This is a genomic window from Sphingomonas sp. Leaf33, from assembly GCF_001421785.1.
Lineage (GTDB): Bacteria > Pseudomonadota > Alphaproteobacteria > Sphingomonadales > Sphingomonadaceae > Sphingomonas.
In genome coordinates this window covers 540,382-557,753 of the sequence record NZ_LMLB01000001.1, presented here as the reverse complement: position 1 = coordinate 557,753, position 17,372 = coordinate 540,382, and the positions used below count along the sequence as shown (strand labels likewise).

At 66.6% G+C, this 17,372-nt stretch carries 13 protein-coding genes; 6 read left to right on the top strand and 7 right to left on the bottom strand.

What is annotated here, in order from left to right:
* Position 1 precedes the first annotated feature (1 nt).
* From ASE86_RS02785 to ASE86_RS02770, 4 genes are all read left to right on the top strand, one after another.
* Complete coding sequence (locus ASE86_RS02785; RefSeq protein ID WP_056422050.1) at positions 2 to 559, top strand: CAP domain-containing protein; 558 nt, start codon at positions 2 to 4, stop codon at positions 557 to 559.
* 148 nt (positions 560 to 707) lie between these two features.
* Positions 708 to 1,184, top strand: coding sequence for a 5-(carboxyamino)imidazole ribonucleotide mutase (purE, locus tag ASE86_RS02780; RefSeq protein ID WP_056422048.1), 477 nt, complete (start codon positions 708 to 710; stop codon positions 1,182 to 1,184).
* 39 nt (positions 1,185 to 1,223) lie between these two features.
* Entirely contained in the window at positions 1,224 to 2,294 is a 1,071-nt protein-coding gene (locus ASE86_RS02775) for a 5-(carboxyamino)imidazole ribonucleotide synthase (RefSeq protein WP_056422046.1), read from the top strand.
* A gap of 37 nt (positions 2,295 to 2,331) precedes the next feature.
* Positions 2,332 to 3,180 (top strand): NYN domain-containing protein, encoded by an 849-nt coding sequence (locus ASE86_RS02770; RefSeq protein ID WP_056422044.1) that lies wholly within the window; start codon positions 2,332 to 2,334, stop codon positions 3,178 to 3,180.
* A 182-nt stretch (positions 3,181 to 3,362) separates the two neighbouring features.
* On the opposite strand, the gene ASE86_RS02765 is transcribed toward ASE86_RS02770, so the two are convergent.
* Complete coding sequence (locus tag ASE86_RS02765) at positions 3,363 to 3,665, bottom strand: hypothetical protein (protein ID WP_056422042.1); 303 nt, start codon at positions 3,663 to 3,665, stop codon at positions 3,363 to 3,365.
* A 9-nt stretch (positions 3,666 to 3,674) separates the two neighbouring features.
* Positions 3,675 to 6,554, bottom strand: coding sequence for a M16 family metallopeptidase (locus tag ASE86_RS02760; RefSeq protein WP_056422040.1), 2,880 nt, complete (start codon positions 6,552 to 6,554; stop codon positions 3,675 to 3,677).
* A 161-nt stretch (positions 6,555 to 6,715) separates the two neighbouring features.
* On the opposite strand from ASE86_RS02760, the gene ASE86_RS02755 reads away from it, so the two are divergent.
* Positions 6,716 to 8,347: a M28 family metallopeptidase gene (locus tag ASE86_RS02755; protein WP_235523967.1), complete on the top strand. Its 1,632-nt coding sequence runs from the start codon at positions 6,716 to 6,718 to the stop codon at positions 8,345 to 8,347.
* A gap of 85 nt (positions 8,348 to 8,432) precedes the next feature.
* Positions 8,433 to 11,012: an ATP-dependent chaperone ClpB gene (gene clpB / locus ASE86_RS02750; RefSeq protein WP_056422039.1), complete on the top strand. Its 2,580-nt coding sequence runs from the start codon at positions 8,433 to 8,435 to the stop codon at positions 11,010 to 11,012.
* Here the strand turns inward: clpB and ASE86_RS02745 are convergent.
* From ASE86_RS02745 to ASE86_RS16410, 5 genes are all read right to left on the bottom strand, one after another.
* Positions 11,009 to 12,478, bottom strand: a complete 1,470-nt coding sequence (locus ASE86_RS02745; RefSeq protein ID WP_056422036.1) for a tetratricopeptide repeat-containing sulfotransferase family protein — start codon at positions 12,476 to 12,478, stop codon at positions 11,009 to 11,011. The two genes, clpB and ASE86_RS02745, sit on opposite strands and share 4 nt — an antisense overlap.
* Before the next feature lie 134 nt (positions 12,479 to 12,612).
* Positions 12,613 to 15,774 carry a TonB-dependent receptor domain-containing protein gene (locus ASE86_RS02740; protein WP_056422034.1) on the bottom strand — a complete coding sequence of 1,054 codons (3,162 nt, stop codon included), beginning with the start codon at positions 15,772 to 15,774 and terminating at the stop codon, positions 12,613 to 12,615.
* Positions 15,775 to 16,025: 251 nt separating this feature from the next.
* The gene (locus ASE86_RS02735) at positions 16,026 to 16,856 is read right to left on the bottom strand and encodes a M23 family metallopeptidase (RefSeq protein ID WP_056422032.1); all 831 of its coding nucleotides are present in this window, start codon (positions 16,854 to 16,856) and stop codon (positions 16,026 to 16,028) included.
* The gene (locus ASE86_RS02730; RefSeq protein WP_056422030.1) at positions 16,853 to 17,053 is read right to left on the bottom strand and encodes a DUF2093 domain-containing protein; all 201 of its coding nucleotides are present in this window, start codon (positions 17,051 to 17,053) and stop codon (positions 16,853 to 16,855) included. Before ASE86_RS02730 ends, ASE86_RS02735 begins: the two co-directional genes overlap by 4 nt.
* Positions 17,054 to 17,071: 18 nt before the next feature.
* A partial coding sequence (locus tag ASE86_RS16410; RefSeq protein ID WP_414881250.1) for an exodeoxyribonuclease VII large subunit occupies positions 17,072 to 17,372 on the bottom strand: 301 nt, incomplete at its 5' end.

The following is a 17,372-nucleotide window of genomic DNA, read 5'->3' as shown; positions in this document are numbered from 1 at the left end:
CATGCGAAAGTCATGGCTGATCCCGCTCCTGCTGCTCACCGCCTGCGCCGGGGAGGATGCGCCGAACCGGGTCGTCGAGCCTCGCCCCTTCTCCGGCCCCGCGCCGCGCGGCGCGGCGATGTTGCAACAGGCGATGACGACGATGCACAATGCCGCGCGGGCGAGCGTGCGGCAGGCACCGCTGGTCTGGGATCCGGCGCTCGCCGACGATGCCGGTGCCTACGCCCGCGACATGGCGCGGACCGGGCGGTTCGAACATTCGAAGCAGCCCCGCGGCACGCCGAACCAGGGTGAAAATCTGTGGACCGGCACGCGCGGCGCGTACCGTTACGACGAGATGGCGCAGCACTGGATCGACGAACGCCGCGTGTTCGTGAACCGCCCGTCGCCCGATTTCAGCACGACCGGCGACTACCGCGACGCGGGGCATTACACGCAGATCGTGTGGGCGAAGACGCGGCGGTTCGGGTGTGCGATCGCGGTCGGGCCGCGTGACGAGTATCTGGTGTGCCGATACGTCCCCGCCGGCAATGTCGTGGGCGAACGCGCGCTGCCGTAGGCCGGGCGGTGCTTCCGCCTGCGCGGGCATGCGGATCAACGCTGCGGTCGCTCGGGACTGTGTCGAAACGACCGCTGCGGTCGCTTGGCGCCGCCCACGCGCTAATCGGGGTTGGTCTGGCGCGCGGCTTGCGCTAGGCGGCCGGGCCATGACGCGCATTGGCATCATCATGGGATCGACGTCCGATTGGGACACGATGCGCCATGCCGCAGACATCCTCGACACGCTGGGCGTCGCTTACGAAACCCGCGTGGTTTCCGCCCACCGCACGCCCGAGCGGTTGTACGATTATGCAAGGGGCGCCGCGGATCGCGGGCTGAAGGTGATCGTCGCGGGCGCCGGCGGTGCCGCCCACCTGCCCGGCATGGCGGCGGCGATGACGCACCTGCCCGTGCTGGGCGTGCCGGTGGAATCGAAGGCGTTGAAGGGCATGGACAGCCTGCTCTCCATCGCCCAGATGCCCGGCGGTATCCCGGTGGGGACGCTGGCGATCGGCAAGGCGGGCGCGATCAACGCCGGCCTGCTGGCTGCCGCAATCCTGGCGGGCAGCGATGCGGAACTGGAAACGCGACTGATCGCATGGCGCGCGCAGCAGACCGAGGGCGTTGCGGAAACGCCGGAGTAACGGACACCCGCTGCCGTTCGTCCTGAGCTTGGAGGATCTATGACTGCCCCCCTTCCCCCCGGTTCGACGATCGGCATCCTCGGTTCCGGCCAGCTCGGGCGGATGCTGGCCATTGCGGCAGCGCAGCTCGGCTATCGCACGCACATCTATGCGCCGGAGACGGGACCGGCGAACGATGTCTCGCCGCTGATGACCCGCGCGCGCTATGACGATGCGGGCGCGCTGTCGGCCTTCGCGCGCAGTGTCGATGTCGTCACCTACGAGTTCGAGAACGTCGCCTTCGCGCCCATCGCCGCGCTATCGCCGATCGCGCCCGTCCGACCGCCGGCGATGAGCCTTGCCACCGCGCAGGACCGGGTGAACGAAAAGAGCTTCGTGGAGGGTCTGGGCGGTCGCCCGGCGCCGTGGCGCGAGGTGAAGTCGTTCGCCGACCTGGAAGCCGCGATCGCCGCGATCGGCTGCCCTGCGATCCTGAAGACCGCACGCTTCGGCTATGACGGCCGCGGCCAGGCGCGGATCACCGCACCCGATCAGGCGCAGGCGGCATGGGACGCGATCGGCGCGGCGCCCGCGGTGCTCGAAGGCTTCATCGAGTTCGAGCAGGAGTTCTCGATCGTCCTCGCCCGCGGGCTGGACGGGCAAATCGTCAGCTATGCGCCGCCGCTCAATGCCCACACGGACGGCATTCTCGCGACCTCGACCATACCCGCCCCACCGCAGGTCGCCGCGCAGTGGACCGAGGCCGCCACGCTCGCCGGCCGCGTCGCCGCCGCGCTGGACCATGTCGGCATCCTGACGCTGGAGTTCTTCGTCGGTGCCGATGGCCCCGTGTTCAACGAAATGGCGCCGCGCGTCCACAATTCGGGGCACTGGACGATCGAAGGCGCGGTCACCAGCCAGTTCGAAAACCACATCCGCGCGATCTGCGGCCTGCCGCTCGGCTCGACCGATGTCGTCGGCCACGGCGCGGTGATGGAGAACCTGATCGGCGACGACTGGCACCGCTGGAGCGACGTTCTCGCCGAACACGACGCGCACCTGCACCTCTATGGCAAGCACGAAGCGCGCCCAGGCCGCAAGATGGGGCATGTCACGCGGGTGAAGCGGTAAGTTGCATCCTGGCCGCGCGCCGCCCACAGTCGCGCGCATGAGTACCGACCACCCATCCGCCCCCGCATCGGGCCGCCACATCGCGTTGCTGATCGATGCGGACAATGTCTCGCATACCAAGATCGCCGCGATCCTGTCGGAGCTGTCGAAATACGGCACCGCCAACATCCGCCGCGCGTACGGCGACTGGGGTGCGGCAGGACTGAAGGGCTGGCGCGACAAGCTGCACGCCTTTGCCATCCGGCCGATCCAGCAGTTCAGCTATTCGGCCGGCAAGAACGCGACCGATATCGCGCTGGTCATCGACGCGATGGAACTGCTCTACACCCAGAAGCTCGACGGCTTCTGCATCGCATCCAGCGACGCCGATTTCACGCCTCTGGTCATGCAGCTGAAGGCCAATGGCCACGACGTCTACGGCTTCGGTGAGCGCAAGACGCCCGAACCGTTCGTCAACGCGTGCACGACGTTCCTGTATCTCGACAGCCTGGTCGTACCCGATGCGCCGGCGGCCGCAACCCCTGCACCGGCGGCGGCGGCGGCAAAGCGTACCAAGGCAACGGCGAAGCCTGCGCCGGCTGCGCCCGCGCCGACCGCCGTCGTCGCACCACCGGAGCCGCGATCGCTGGCGCAGGATGCCAAGCTGGTGACCGCGCTGCGCGGCGGCGTCGAGGCGGCCGAGCGCGACGACGGGTGGGCGGTGCTCTCGACCGCCGGCAGCCGGGTGAAGCGGCAGGCACCGATCGACCCGCGCAACTACGGCGTCCGCAACTTCCCTGCGCTGTTCGAAGCGGTCGGGCTGTTCGACATCGTCAAGGGCGCCGACGGCCACGCCTACATCGCCGACAAACGCAACCGCGAGCGCACGGCCGTGCCGACGGTCTAGCGTTCCGGCCCCGCCCGTTCGCCCTGAGCTTGTCGAAGGGCCGCTCTTCGTGCCGCCAACGATAGGGTCGGCAGGAAGGGCTGTGTTTCGACAAGCGCGGTACGAACGGCGAGTGTGCGCACAAAAGAAAAGGGCGCACCGCCCGGTCAGCGACACGCCCCTTTCGTAACCCGACGCTTGGATCAGCCGATCCGGCTGCCCGTCATGGGGAAGCTGCCGAAGGCGCCGGCGGTGACCTGGCCGTTCAGGGTGTCGCCGTCGACCGTCGCCTCGGCGGTCAGCGTCATCGGCATCGGCACCGAGATGTCGAGCGACCACGACAGCTTGTCGCCGTCCACGCGCCCGTTCTTGATCTCGGTATTGCCCATCGCGCCCGAATATTGCCCGGTGAAGCTATCGCCCGACGAGGTGATCGTCAGCGTCGCCTTCTGGTCGCCCATCGGCGACTTCACGAGCGTATCCCAGCTACCGTCGATATTGGCCATGGTCTCTCCTCACTTCGCCGCAGGGGCCACCGCGGACATCGCGGGGGCGGGAGCGGCGCTTGGCACCACCTCGACAGGGATGCCGAGCGTGTCAAGCTGCGGCTTGACGCTCTTCGCGTCGCCGACGACGACCCAGGTCAGCTTCGACGGATCGATCGCACCGCGCGCCGCCTGGTCGATCGCGGCCGGGGTCAGCGCGCGGTAGCGCGCCGGCAGCCTGACGTAGTAATCGTCGGGACGGTCGTACTGCTCCATGCGGATCAGCGCGCCCATCAGCGCGCCGCCGGTTTCGAAGCTGCCCGGCAACGAGCGCACCGAATTGACGATGGCATTGTTCGCCTCCGCCGCGGTCGTGCCCTGCGCGCCCAGCCAGCCGGTCAGGTCGGCGCGGGCAGCCTTGATCGAATCGCCGGTCTTGTCGGCCTGCACCGGCGCGATGATGAAGAACGGCATGCGTTCCTTCACGCTCTGGAACGTCGTGCCGGCGTAATAGGCCCAGCCCTTGGTTTCGCGCAGATCGGTAATCAGCCGTGCGCTTGCCATGCCGCCGAACACGTCGTTCGCGGTGTTGAGCGCGAGCGGGTCGTCAGTGCCCTTCACCGGCGTGACCTGCCCGGCGATGATCATCGACTGCGGGCTCTGCGGCTTGTCGATCAGCAGGATGCGCTCGGCCCCGGCTGCCGCCGGCGCGCCGAAGGTCTTGGTGCCCTTCGGTGCAGCCGGTGCGCGCCATGATCCGAGCTTGGCTTCCAGCAGCGGCTTGATCTCGGCCAGCGTCGTGTCGCCGACCACGAAGACCGTGCCGTTGTCCGGGCGGATCCAGCGCGCATGGTACGCAACCAGATCGTCGCGCGTCGTCGCCGTCACACCCGCCGGCGTACCCGACCCGGTGAACGGGATGCCATAGGGGTGGTTCTGGCCGTAGATGATCGGCGGCAGCGTGCGGAATGCGATGTTCTGCGGCTGAGTGTTCTCCGCCGCGATCCGCGCGAGCTGCGTTCCACGCAGGCGATCGACGTCGGCCGGCTTGAAGGCGGGGTTCCGCAATATGTCGGCGAACAGATCGAGCGAGGGCGCAAGGTTCGCCTTCAGCGCCGATACGCTGACCGTCGTCGCATCCATGCCGGTCGATGCGTTGACCGACGCGCCCAGGCGCTCCTCCTCCTCGGCGATCTGCGCCGCGGTACGCGTGGCGGTGCCTTCGTCGAGCAGCGAGGTCATCAGGGTGCCCGACCCCAGCTTCGCGCGGTCGTCGGCAGCGGAACCCGCATCGAACGACGCGGCGATGTTGACCACCGGCACCGTCGTGCGGCGGGCGAAGACCACCTTCATGCCGTTCGACAACGTCGTCCGCTCGATCGCCGGGAACTGGAGCGCGGTCACCTCGCCCACCGCAGGCTCCTTGCGCGTCGCGGCGGCGGGCGGCGCGTTCGGCGTCTGCGCCTTCACCGCCGGCGCTTCCTTGGCGGCGACATCGCTGCCGGCCAGCGCCTGGTCGGCGGCCGATCGCTCGCCCTTCTCCAGCGTCAGCTTGAAGACGGGGCGGCTCAGCCACTTGCGCACGACCGCACCGACGTTGGCGGGCGTGGCCGACGCGACGGTCTGCAGGTCCTTCTTATATTCGCCCGGATCGTTGGCGTAGACAGCGCCTTCGGCCAGCGCGACCGCCTTGCCGCCGAAGCCGCCGACCTGTTCCAGGCCCTTCACGCGGCTGGAGAGCGCGGTGGTCGCAGCGCGGCGGACTTCGTCCTCGGTCGGACCGTTCTTCACGAAATCGGCGATGATCTCGTCCATCCGCTTCGCGACCAACGCGGGATCGACACCCGGGCGCACGCGCGTGCTGACTTCGACGAACGACAGCTTCTCGTGGCTCTGCAGGCCCGCCGAAACGCCGACCGCCAGGTTTTCCTTGCGCACCAGCGCGTCGTACAACCGCGAGCTGCCCAGCCCACCGAGGATGTCGAGGCCCAGGTCCAGCGTCGGGTTCTCCGGATCGGTCAGCCCCGGGCCGGTCCATTCCCGCGACAGGCGGGTCTGCGCGACATTGTCCTTCATCACCTTTTCGACCGGCGCGGCGAGCGTCGGCACGGCGACCGCGGGATGCGTCGTCTGCGGACCGCGCTTGATGTCGCCGAAATACTGCGCGACCTTCTTCTTGGCGGTCGCCAGGTCGATGTCGCCGGCCAGCACCAGCACGGCATTGTTCGGGCCGTAATGGTCGCGGAACCAGCCCTTCACGTCCTCCAGGCTGGCGGCGTTCAGGTCGGCCATCGACCCGATCGTCGAGTGCCGGTACGGGTGCCCTTCCGGCAGCAAGGCGGCGAGTTCGGCATATTCGACCAGCCCGCCGGGCTCGTTCTCGCCCATGCGCTTTTCGTTCTGAACGACGCCGCGCTGGTTATCGAGCTTCTCCTGCGTGACGGCGCCAAGCAGGTGGCCCATGCGGTCGCTTTCCAGGAACAGCACGCGGTCAAGCGCGCCGGTCGGGACCGTTTCGAAATAGTTGGTGCGATCGAACCAGGTCGTGCCGTTCCAGTCGGTCGCGCCGATGTCCTCCAGCCGGCCGAAGAAGCCGCCCGGCGCATTTTCCGAGCCGTAGAACATCATATGCTCGAACAGGTGCGCGAAGCCGGTCTTGCCCTTGGGCTCGTCCTTCGACCCGATGTGATACCAGACCGAAACCGCAACGACCGGCGCCTTGCGGTCGGTGTGCACGATGACGCGCAGGCCGTTGGGCAGCGTGAACGTCTCGTACGGAATGTCGACTTGGGCAACGAGGCTCTGAAGCGACGCGGACGACGCAGCAGGCTTGCCGGCAGGCGCCTGCGCCAACGCCGGAGTGGCAAGCGCGACGAGCGAGACAGCGGCCAGGGCAGTGACTTTGCGCATGGAGGGGAGGCATCCACAGTTAGGGAAAGATAACCTCGATCTACCTTTTGCGACCCTGTCACGGCAAGCGCGAGACGTGCAGTTCGTGGGACGCTGCTTGCGCCCGACGGATTCTTCGCGATCATCGCTGCGCAAAGCATCGTCTTGAGAGGATATACCCGTTGCGCCACCTGACCGCCCTGCTGCTCGCATCGACCATCGCCGGTTCCGCCGCCGCGCAGGATGCCGCTCCCGCCATCTCGCCCGCGGCGATGCGCGCGCACGTCGAGTTCCTGGCCGACGATGCGCTGGAGGGCCGCGATGCGGGAACGCGCGGCTATGACATCGCCGCGCGCTATGTCGCGTCGCGGTTCGATGCGCTGGGGTTGAAGCCGGGGACGCTCGGGGGCTGGTACCAGACCGTGCGCTTCCAGACCGCACGGGTCGATTCGGCGAAGCCGGCCGCAATCACCATCGGCGGCACGCGGTTCGACAATGGCGGCGACGTCGCGATGGCACCCGATGGCCGCTTTCCCGACCAGAAGGTCGACGGCGCCGCGGTGTTCGTCGGCTACGGTTTGGAAGCGCCGGGCCAGGGCTATGACGACTATCGCGGACTCGACCTGAAGGGCAAGTTCGCGGTCATGCTGGGGGGCGTGCCCGAGGGGCTGCCGAGCGAGCTTGCCGCGAGCCTGGGCGCCGAAAAGGTCAAGGTGGCGATGGCCAAGGGCGCGATCGGCGTACTGACCATCCCGACCGAGGCTATGCTGAAGCGCTACCCCTGGGCGCGCGCGAAGGCGTCGGTCGGCACGCCGCGCCAGCGTGTCATCGAGCCCGACGGCCAGCCCAACCTGCCCGCACCGGGCATTCGCGCCAGCGGCTTCGTGACCGGCGCCGCGCTCGATGCACTGTTCGCGGGCAGCGGCACGACACCGGCTGACGTGCTGGCCGCCGCCGCCAAACCCGGTGCCAGGGTGCGCGGGCGCGCGCTGAAACCCGCTATCAGCTTTGCTGCCTCGAACATCGTCACGACGTTCCAGAGCCCCAATGTCATCGGCGTCCTGCCCGGCAGCGACCCGACGCTGACCAGGGAATATGTGCTGCTGACCGCGCATCTGGACCATGACGGGATCAAGCCGGACGCCAAGGGCGACGACAAGATCATGAACGGCGCAATGGACAATGCCGCCGGCGTCGCGACGATGCTGGAGGCCGCGCGCGCCTTTATCGACAGCGGCAAGCCACCGAAGCGCAGCGTCATGTTCGTCGCGCTGACGAGCGAGGAGGACGGGCTGCTCGGTTCCGATTACCTCGCGCGGCATCCGGCCGTCCCGACAGGCGCGCGGGTGGTCGCCGACGTCAATCTCGACATGCCGGTGCTGCTCTACAAGCTCGACGACGTGGTCGCGTTCGGCGCTGAGCATTCGACCGTGGGCGAGGCGGCGGCCCGCGCGGCGGCGAAGGTCGGGCTGACACTGTCGCCCGACTTCATGCCGGAAGAGAATGTCTTCGTCCGGTCCGACCACTACAGCTTCGTGAAACAGGGCGTGCCGTCGGTCATGCTGGCGACGGGCGTCAAGAACAACGGTGCGCAGCTGTTCAAGGACTTCCTGGCCAAGACCTACCACACCCCTGCCGACCAGCCCTCGCTGCCGTTCAACTGGGACTCGTCCGCGAGGTTTGCCGCGGTGAACTACGAGATCGCCCGCGACCTCGCCGACGCGCCGCAGGCACCACGCTGGTATGTCGGCAGCCCGTTCGGCGACCAGTTCGCCAAGGATCAGCCAAAGGCCCCGCGTCCGGTGGCGAAGTAGTTGTCCTTACCCCCTCCGTGGGGAGGGGGCCTTGTGTTGCCCAAAAGCAACACCATCTTCGCCGGCGTAACGAACAGGGGATACCATGAACCTCGAGAAATTCACCGACCGCGCGAAGGGTTTTCTGCAATCCGCGCAGACCGTCGCGATCCGCATGTCGCACCAGCAGATCGCGCCTGAGCATCTGCTGAAGGCGTTGCTGGAGGACGAGCAGGGTATGGCCGCCGGGCTGATCCAGGCTGCGGGCGGTGACGCGAAGAAGGCTGTCGCCGAAACCGATCTGGCGCTCAGCAAGGTGCCGGTCGTTTCGGGCGGCGGCGCACAACAGACGCCCGGACTGAACAACGACGCCGTCCGCGTCCTCGACCAGGCCGAGCAGATCGCGCAGAAGGTGGGCGACAGCTACGTCACCGTCGAACGGCTGCTGGTCGCGCTGGCGCTCAGCCTCACTACGCCGGCGGGCAAGGCCTTGCAGGCTGCGGGCGCGTCGGCCGACAAGCTCAACGCTTCGATCGTCCAGATGCGCGGCGGCCGCACCGCCGACACGGCGGGTGCCGAGGACCGCTACGATGCACTGAAGAAGTTCGCGCGCGACCTGACGCAGGCGGCGCGTGACGGCAAGCTCGACCCCGTGATCGGCCGCGACGAGGAAATCCGCCGCACGATCCAGATCCTTGCGCGCCGCACCAAGAACAACCCCGTCCTGATCGGTGAACCCGGCGTCGGCAAGACCGCCATTGCCGAGGGCTTGGCGCTGCGCATCGCCAACGGCGACGTCCCCGACACGCTGAAGGACCGCAAGTTGATGGCGCTCGACATGGGCAGCCTGATCGCCGGCGCGAAGTATCGCGGCGAATTCGAGGAGCGGCTGAAGGGCGTGCTCGACGAGGTGAAGGCCGGCGAAGGCGACATCATCCTGTTCATCGACGAGATGCACACGCTGGTGGGTGCCGGAAAGACCGACGGCGCGATGGACGCGTCGAACCTGCTGAAGCCCGCGCTGGCGCGTGGCGAACTCCACTGCATCGGCGCGACCACGCTCGACGAATATCGCAAATATGTCGAAAAGGACCCCGCGCTCCAGCGGCGGTTCCAGCCGGTCTATGCCGACGAACCGACCGTCGAGGACACGATCAGCATCCTGCGTGGCCTGAAGGAAAAGTACGAGCTGCACCACGGCGTGCGCATCACCGATGGCGCGATCGTTGCCGCAGCGACGCTCAGCAACCGCTACATCACCGACCGCTTCCTGCCGGACAAGGCGATCGACCTGATGGACGAGGCGGCGTCGCGCATTCGCATGGAGGTCGAGTCGAAACCCGAGGAGATCGAGAACCTCGACCGTCGCATCATCCAGCTGAAGATCGAGCGCGAGGCGCTGAAGCGCGAGAGCGACCAGGCGTCGCGCGACCGGCTGGCGACGCTGGAGGGCGACCTCGCCAATCTCGAGCAGCAGTCGGCCGAGCTGACCACGCGCTGGCAGGGCGAAAAGGACAAGATCGCATCCGAGGCCAAGCTGAAGGAGACGATCGAGGCGGCCAAGCTGGAACTTGAACAGGCACAGCGCTCTGGCGACCTCGCGAAGATGTCGGAGCTCAGCTACGGTACCCTGCCCGCACTCCAGAAGCAGCTCGACGATGCGCAGGCGCAGACCGGTGCCGCGATGCTGCGCGAAGAAGTCACCGCCGACGACATCGCCGGCGTGGTCGGCCGCTGGACCGGCATCCCGGTCGAGCGGATGCTGACCGGCGAGCGCGAGAAGCTGCTCAGGATGGAAGAAGTGATCGGCAAGCGCGTGATCGGCCAGGCCGACGCGGTGCGCGCCGTCTCCACCGCGGTTCGCCGGTCGCGTGCGGGCCTACAGGATCCGAACCGGCCGCTCGGCAGCTTCCTGTTCCTGGGGCCGACCGGCGTCGGCAAGACCGAGCTGACCAAGGCGCTGGCCGAATTCCTGTTCGACGACGCGAGCGCCATGGTGCGCATCGACATGAGCGAGTTCATGGAGAAGCACGCCGTCGCCCGGCTGATCGGCGCGCCACCGGGTTATGTCGGCTATGAGGAAGGCGGCGTGCTAACCGAAGCCGTTCGGCGCCGACCCTATCAGGTCGTGCTGTTCGACGAGGTGGAAAAGGCGCACGGCGACGTGTTCAACGTGCTGCTTCAGGTCCTCGACGACGGGCGGCTGACCGATGGCCAGGGTCGCACGGTCGATTTCTCGAACACGCTCGTCATCCTGACCAGCAATCTCGGCAGCCAGTATCTGGCGAACCTGGAGGACGGGCAGGACGTCGCAAGCGTCGAACCGCAGGTGATGGATATCGTCCGTAGCCATTTCCGCCCGGAGTTTCTCAACCGGCTGGACGAGATCATCCTGTTCCACCGCCTGGCCGCCGACCACATGGCGCCGATCGTCGACATCCAGATCGCGCGTCTCGGGAAGCTGTTGGCTGACCGCAAGGTGACGGTCGAGCTGTCGGAGGCGGCAAAGGCGTGGCTGGGCCGCGTCGGCTACGACCCTGTCTACGGCGCGCGCCCGCTGAAGCGCGCAGTGCAGCGCTACCTGCAGGATCCGCTCGCGGACCTGATCCTGCGCGGCGACGTCAGGGATGGCGCGACCGTGCGGGCCGATGAAGGGGATGGGAAACTGGTGTTGAGCGTCGGCTAGTCGATCGTGCCGCCGGCCGCGCGGTAGGCGTCGATAAATGGGCGGAGGTGTGTGCGATACGCCTCCGCTGCATCGACCCGCGCAGTGGTGATCGGTGCGCGAACCTGCGCAACACTGGCGGTTCGAACCAGTCGCCGGGTCATTTCCGGCGTCTGCGTTTGCGGCTCCGGGGTCAACCCAGCATGCGCCAGCAACCGGGGAATCTGAACGGCCTTGTCGGAAACAAGGGCCTCGTAGTCGACGATCTGCAGCCGCTCCCCAAGAATTTCCTGCCACCGATCGAGCAGGTGATCCTCCAGTCGGAAATGTGCTGCAATCGCCCGCTGATCGAACGTCCAGGCCAGATCTGACATGAAATAGGTGCTGAAACACGACCACGCCTGCGCCAAGGGCTGTCGTCGAACGTACAGGATAGGCGTGTTCGGCAAGAGGGCGGCCAGCGTGCCGAGGTACCGGGTCGCTTCCAACGTCTTGTCGACGACGCGCCCCGTCTTCCCGAAGCGATTATCGAGCAGGTGAAGATAATCCCGAACGAACTCGTCGGGACGCGAGGTCTGCGCCAATCGCGTCGCCCGTTCAGCCGTGGCACTACCCAAGTCGTTCACCAGCATCGCGAAATAGCCGAGCTCGTCGCCCTCGCTCACGTCGCTGTGGCTGACGAGAATCTGCTCGACCAGCGTCGAGCCGGACCGCGGCATCCCGGTTACGACGATCGGCCGATCCGTGGGCACGGAGACACGTCCTGAAATCGCCGCGAGAACCGCGCGGCTCCAGCCTTGCGTCGCCTCGGCCGCGCTGATGCGATCGGCACTCGCATCATAGCGGCGAATTGTCGCGACTTCAGCCGCTCCTCGGGCATATCGGTCGAAAGCCCGATCAGGATCTCCGCGGTCCGCATGTATCTTGCCAAGCGCATAGAGATACATCGCGCGCTCCTCGCGCGGTGCCTGATCCAGCGCAGCTTCACCTCGCAGCAGATGCTCGGCAACATCTGCGTCCGTCGCCATCGATGCGGACGCCGCCAGGGCATAGGCCGCTTGTCCGGACAGCGGGCGGATGCGCAGCGTCTCCAGCATCCATTCGCGCGCGCCGGCAAAGTCGCCGAGGTTGAGCGCCAGCGCGCCGCGTAAAAAGGTTTGGGATTCGCGATCTGTCGACTCGGGCCCGATCCGTTCGAGGATGGCAGCCGCACGGGCGTGACGCCCCGTTCGCGCATATGTTGTTGCTTGATCGAGCAGCGCCGCCGGCGTCGCACGCGCCCACACGACGTGCCGATCGATCGCCGCGATGGCGAGATCGAACTCGCCGTAGCCGATCAGGGGTTCGACCAGCTTTCGCCAATTGTGGCGCAGGTCGGCGTTGGTCGACACGAGTTGCGCCATGGCGGATCGAAACCCACGACGATCGCCGTGGGTAAGCGCCTGCGTCATCTGCTGGACGAGTGCTGCGGTGTCGAAAGCCATCATGTCATCCGCCTAAAGCACCCAGGCGGCGACGTGCAACGTCGCCAGACACGAAAAATGGGCCGGCGTACGAAACGCCGACCCAATTCTCCGTTCGATGCTGCTGCAGGACAACAGCGTCTCTACATGGCCATCGCTTAGAGCGCGATGTCCAGACCCAGACGGACGAAACGGCGAGCCTGATAGCCCGACGGCAGACCGTAGTTCGGATCCGGAATATAGCTCGTCGGCAGACCGTTCGCACCCGTAACGACATCGAGATCGCCGAACTCGTTGCGCTCAGTGATGTTTTGCGAGTTCAGCAGGTTGAAGACGTCGGCACGGAGCGAGAACGTACGATCAGCAAACTTCGCGTTGTAGCGGAGCTGCAGGTTGATCGTCTGATACCAATTGGTCTTCTGCGCCGTACCACGCGGGCTCAGCTTGCCGCCGCAATAGTGCGATGCCGCACCGTAGACGTTGGCAAACGCATCCGTCGGGTTGAAGCCGAAGCAGCTCAGCGGACGCGGCGACTGGACGAGCGTGTTCAGACCGATCGAGAATGCCTCGGTCGGTGCGATCGTGCCGAACAGCTTGAAGGTATGACGGCGATCGTTCGGCAGATAGCCGTACGAACCCGGCACGAAGCCCGGCTGATCGAAGTCCTGCGTGATGCCGGCATCGACCTGACCGAAGTCCGACTGGACATAGCCTTCGGAGTTACCGCGCGCCTTTGCCCACGTGTAGCTGCCGCCGATCGAGTACAGACCGTTGAACCGCTTGTCGAAGTCGAACGTCACCGCGTCGTACTTGCGAATAGCCTTGCCATAACCCAGCTGCTGCGCCGTCAGCGTGACGGTGCGGTTGTTGATGTCATAGCCATTGGCCAGCAGGTTGACCGTGATGTCCTTGCCCGGATTGTTGATCACATACTGGTGGAAGCCAGTGAAGATCTGCGAGCACGGAACAGACGCACCACCGTTCGTCGGGCGAGCACGGATATTGTTCGCCGTGCAGAACGCGTTGACCGCGGCGTCGATCGCCGAGTCTTCGGCAGTCCGGTCGAGATTACGATGCGTGTAGCTCAGACCGAACGTCCAGTCGTTCCACTTCTGCTGATACCCGAGGGTCCATTCGCTTTCGCGCGTGGCCTTCAGGTTCGCCGAAATCGCCTGGGTCGTGTTGATGTCCGAACCGTCGCCAGTCACGCTGCAGTTCGTCGTCGGTCCGTTCGGGATCAGCGCGAACGGGCAGGCGGTCTGGTATGCACCCTGATTGGTAACCAGGTTACCCAGGATCGGCAGACCGTTGTTCGTCACGCCATTCAGCTGGAAACGCTGACGGAAGAAATACGACGGCGCACCCTGGCGGAACGACGTGTTGCTGGCGATCGGCAGATAGTACCAGTTGTACGATCCGAAGATCTTGCCCGACTTGTCACCCCACAGCTTGTACTCGGCACCCAGACGCGGCGCGTAGTTCTTCTTCAGGATCGCGATCGGATTGCCGCTGGGCTTGTTGACCCGGAAATCGTCGCGACGTGCGCCAAGCAACAGAGTGATACGGTCAGTCGGCGTCCATTCATCCTGCACGTAATAGGCGCGGTTGGTCGACTTGAACGCGCCGCCGGTGTTGAAGTAGTTCAACTCCACAACCGGTCCAACGGTGTTCGGAGCGCGAACGATGTACTGGATACCGGCGTTGCCGAGGATCGCATTATAGGCGGTGTTCGAAATCAGGTTGTTCGAAAGCTCGAACGCACCACCATTACGCACGGTGACGTGATTCAGCGTCAGCTTTTCCTGGTCGAAACCGCCACGTATGTGATGGTTGCCGAGCAGTTCGAAGCGAATATCGGCATCGGCGCGGAGCATCTTGCGCTCCGTGTCGTACGGGCTGCCGAGGCTCGCGATCCGCTGCGCATTGTAGAAACCACCGTTCGGCACGCCGAAGACGGTGACGCCCGACGCGTTCGAGAACGCCGGCAGGTTACCCGAACCGGCGATCGGGAACTGGTCGAAGTTGTCGCGAACACGACCGTAGGCAGCCGACAGCGTCAGGAAGTCGGTGAACCGGCCGGTGTACTTGCCGACATAGTTCAGGCCGCCACCGCGGAATCCGGTCACAGCCGTCGCTGCGCCGTAGACCGGCTGACCGTTGTTCACACTGAAGGTCTGGTCCGCGCGCTCGTTCACGTTGCGGGTGTCGAAGATCGTGAATTCGAGGTGCTGGCTGTCGATCGGATACGCATCGACCTTGACGCCCCAGAAAGGATCGTCGTTGGTCGTCTGAGTCGCCGTGCCGCCACGCGGGTTCACCGTGGTGGTCGAGTTCTTCGTGAACTGGACGAGGCCGTAGACGAACAGCCGATCCTTGATGATCGGACCGCCGGCTTCGAGGATGCCCTGCAGGCTGCTCGCGCGGTCGAACTCGCGCGCGGTGTTGTTCGTGTAAGCGGTGCCGTCGAACGACTGCGTGTTCTTCGCACGCGAGCGGAGGAAGTTCGGCGCCCAGTCGATATGGGCCTCCGCCTTGAACTCGTTCGTACCGGCCTTCGAGACCGCGTTGACGATGCCGCCCGTCGCGCGACCGAATTCGGCCGGATACCCACCGATCTTCGTTTCGACGCTCTTGTAGAAGTAGAACGGAACGGTGGCACTGCCGATGTAGGTGTCGAAGTTGGTGAGGTTCAGACCGTTCAGGTAGTAGGCGTTTTCAGCAACCGACGAACCACCGATCGACGCGACGTTACCGAAGGTCGAATCGCCCGGCGTGGTGCCCGGCGCCAGCAGGATGATCGAGGTCAGATCGCGGCCGAGCGGCTTGGTCTGGATAAAGTCGGCAACGTCGACGTTCAGACCGGTCGTGGTGCCGGAGAACGACGTCACGGCGCGCGATGCGGTCACGACGATGTCGCCGCCAGCCGAACCCGATGCAGCCAGTTCTGCCTTAAGCTGCGCGGTCTGCGATGCCAGGATGTTGACACCGTCCGTGCGCCAGCCGGGACGTCCCGCAGCCTCGACGGCCACGTTGTAGCTGCCGATCGGCAGGCCGTTGACGAGGAACGAGCCCGACGAAGTCGTGGTCGCGGTGCGGGTCGTACCCTGGCTCACCGACGTGATCGTGACCGTGGCGCCGCCGACGGGAGCGCCGGCCTCGTCAGTCACCTGTCCGCCGATTGCACCCGACGTGTAGTCCTGCGCCGCCGCCGGCGCGCTGACGATCGCGGTGCCGGTGAGGCCCGCACCGAGCAGCGCCAGCGCCTGCACGGCCGCGCCGCCGCGCAGCGCCTTGCGCTTGTTGAACACATTGCTGATCACGATTTTTTCCCTCGCATATTGGTCTCGTTCATCGGCGTGTCGCCACACCGCCCCTTGACCGCATTTTTCCAGACTCGCTTGCGCCATGCGCGAACGTGTCCATGTGCTTGGGTTAATCACCGTCAAAAAACTGTAAAGCAGCCAGTCGTGCCGCCAGAGCGTTTCCGGCGGGCTGTGCTGCAAAAGCCACAGTCTCAAGAGATCATTTTCGATAGCCAGCTTGGTATCTGCCGGGTCCGGCCGATACCGTCTCAACTGCCCGGCATCGCCCCCGCCACCAGCAGCGGGTCGATCCGGCTACCCCGCCACGTCATCCCCCAGTGCAGGTGCGGTCCCGTGGCGCGCCCCGTCGCGCCGATGGCGCCGACGACCTGGCCCTGACGGACGCGGTCGCCTGGGCCTACGTCGATGCGGCTGAGGTGGAGGAAGGCGCTGACCAGGCCCATGCCGTGGTCGATCATCAGCAGGTTTCCCTCCAGCGTGAAAGGTGCGGCGGCCGCCAGCGCGACGATGCCGTCTGCGGGCGCGACGACGGGCGTACCGGTCGGGCGGGCGACATCGACGCCGCCATGATAGGCGCCGGGCTCGCCCTTGTAGATGCGCTGGCTGCCGAACAGGCCGGAGATACGCCCCGTGGCGGGCCAGACGAAGCGCTGGCGCCAGCCATCGGACGCGCGGTCGACGGCGCGGGCGGCGGCGATCTGTGCGAGTTCGGGGGCACGGCGGCGGGTGAAGTCCTCGGTCGGCGCGGTACCGCGCGGGAGGGTGTCGAGGCGCTCGATCCGCCAGGCCCGCGGCGCGACGGTCAGCGTCTGGCGAACGGCGCGGCCATCAGCAAGCGTCGCGACGAGGTCGACCGTGGGCGCGGCATCGCGGTCGAAGGCGATCAGGAAGCGGCCGTCCGGCGAGACTGGCACCGGCAGCGCGCCGAGGGTCAGCGTCCGCGTGCCGGCCGGCGCGACGCCGCGGGCCAGTCCGCCTTGCACGGGCGCAGCGTCGAGCGCGAAGGGAGCAGCCGCCGGCACCTGCGCGACCGCGGCAGCGGGAGCAAGCAGGGCGGCGACGACGGCCAGGCCCCTCATTTCGGCGCGAGTGCCTCGCTGGCGAGTTCGGCGCTGGCGAACGGCTGCTGGCCGGCGACGTCCCAGTAGCGCAGTTCCTCGATCGGGATGCGCACGCCCGACGCCGCGCACACGACATGATCGCCGGTGCTCAGTACGCGAAAGCCGTTGGCCATATAGTGGAGCTTGGCGGCGCGGTCGGCCTTGGACATCAGCATGGCAGGATCGCCTTTCTCTCAGAACAGTTCGGGCTGCGTCGGCTTGGCAGCGGGCGGCATGGCAGGATTATGGGATTTGGCACCCGCGCGCTCAAGCCGCACATCGACCGTGCCGTCGCGGAAATGGAGCGTCATCGCAGCCGCCGTGCGAGCGGCATCGGCGGTGCCGACGACCTCCCCTCCCGGCCGGGTCGCGACCCAGGCATAGCCGCGCTCAAGCGGTTTCTCCGGGTTCACGCTTTCGAGCAGGCGACCCATGTCGCTCGCCCGGTCACGCGCCCGCGCCAACCGTGCATCGAGCACCGAGGGCCGGAGCGCG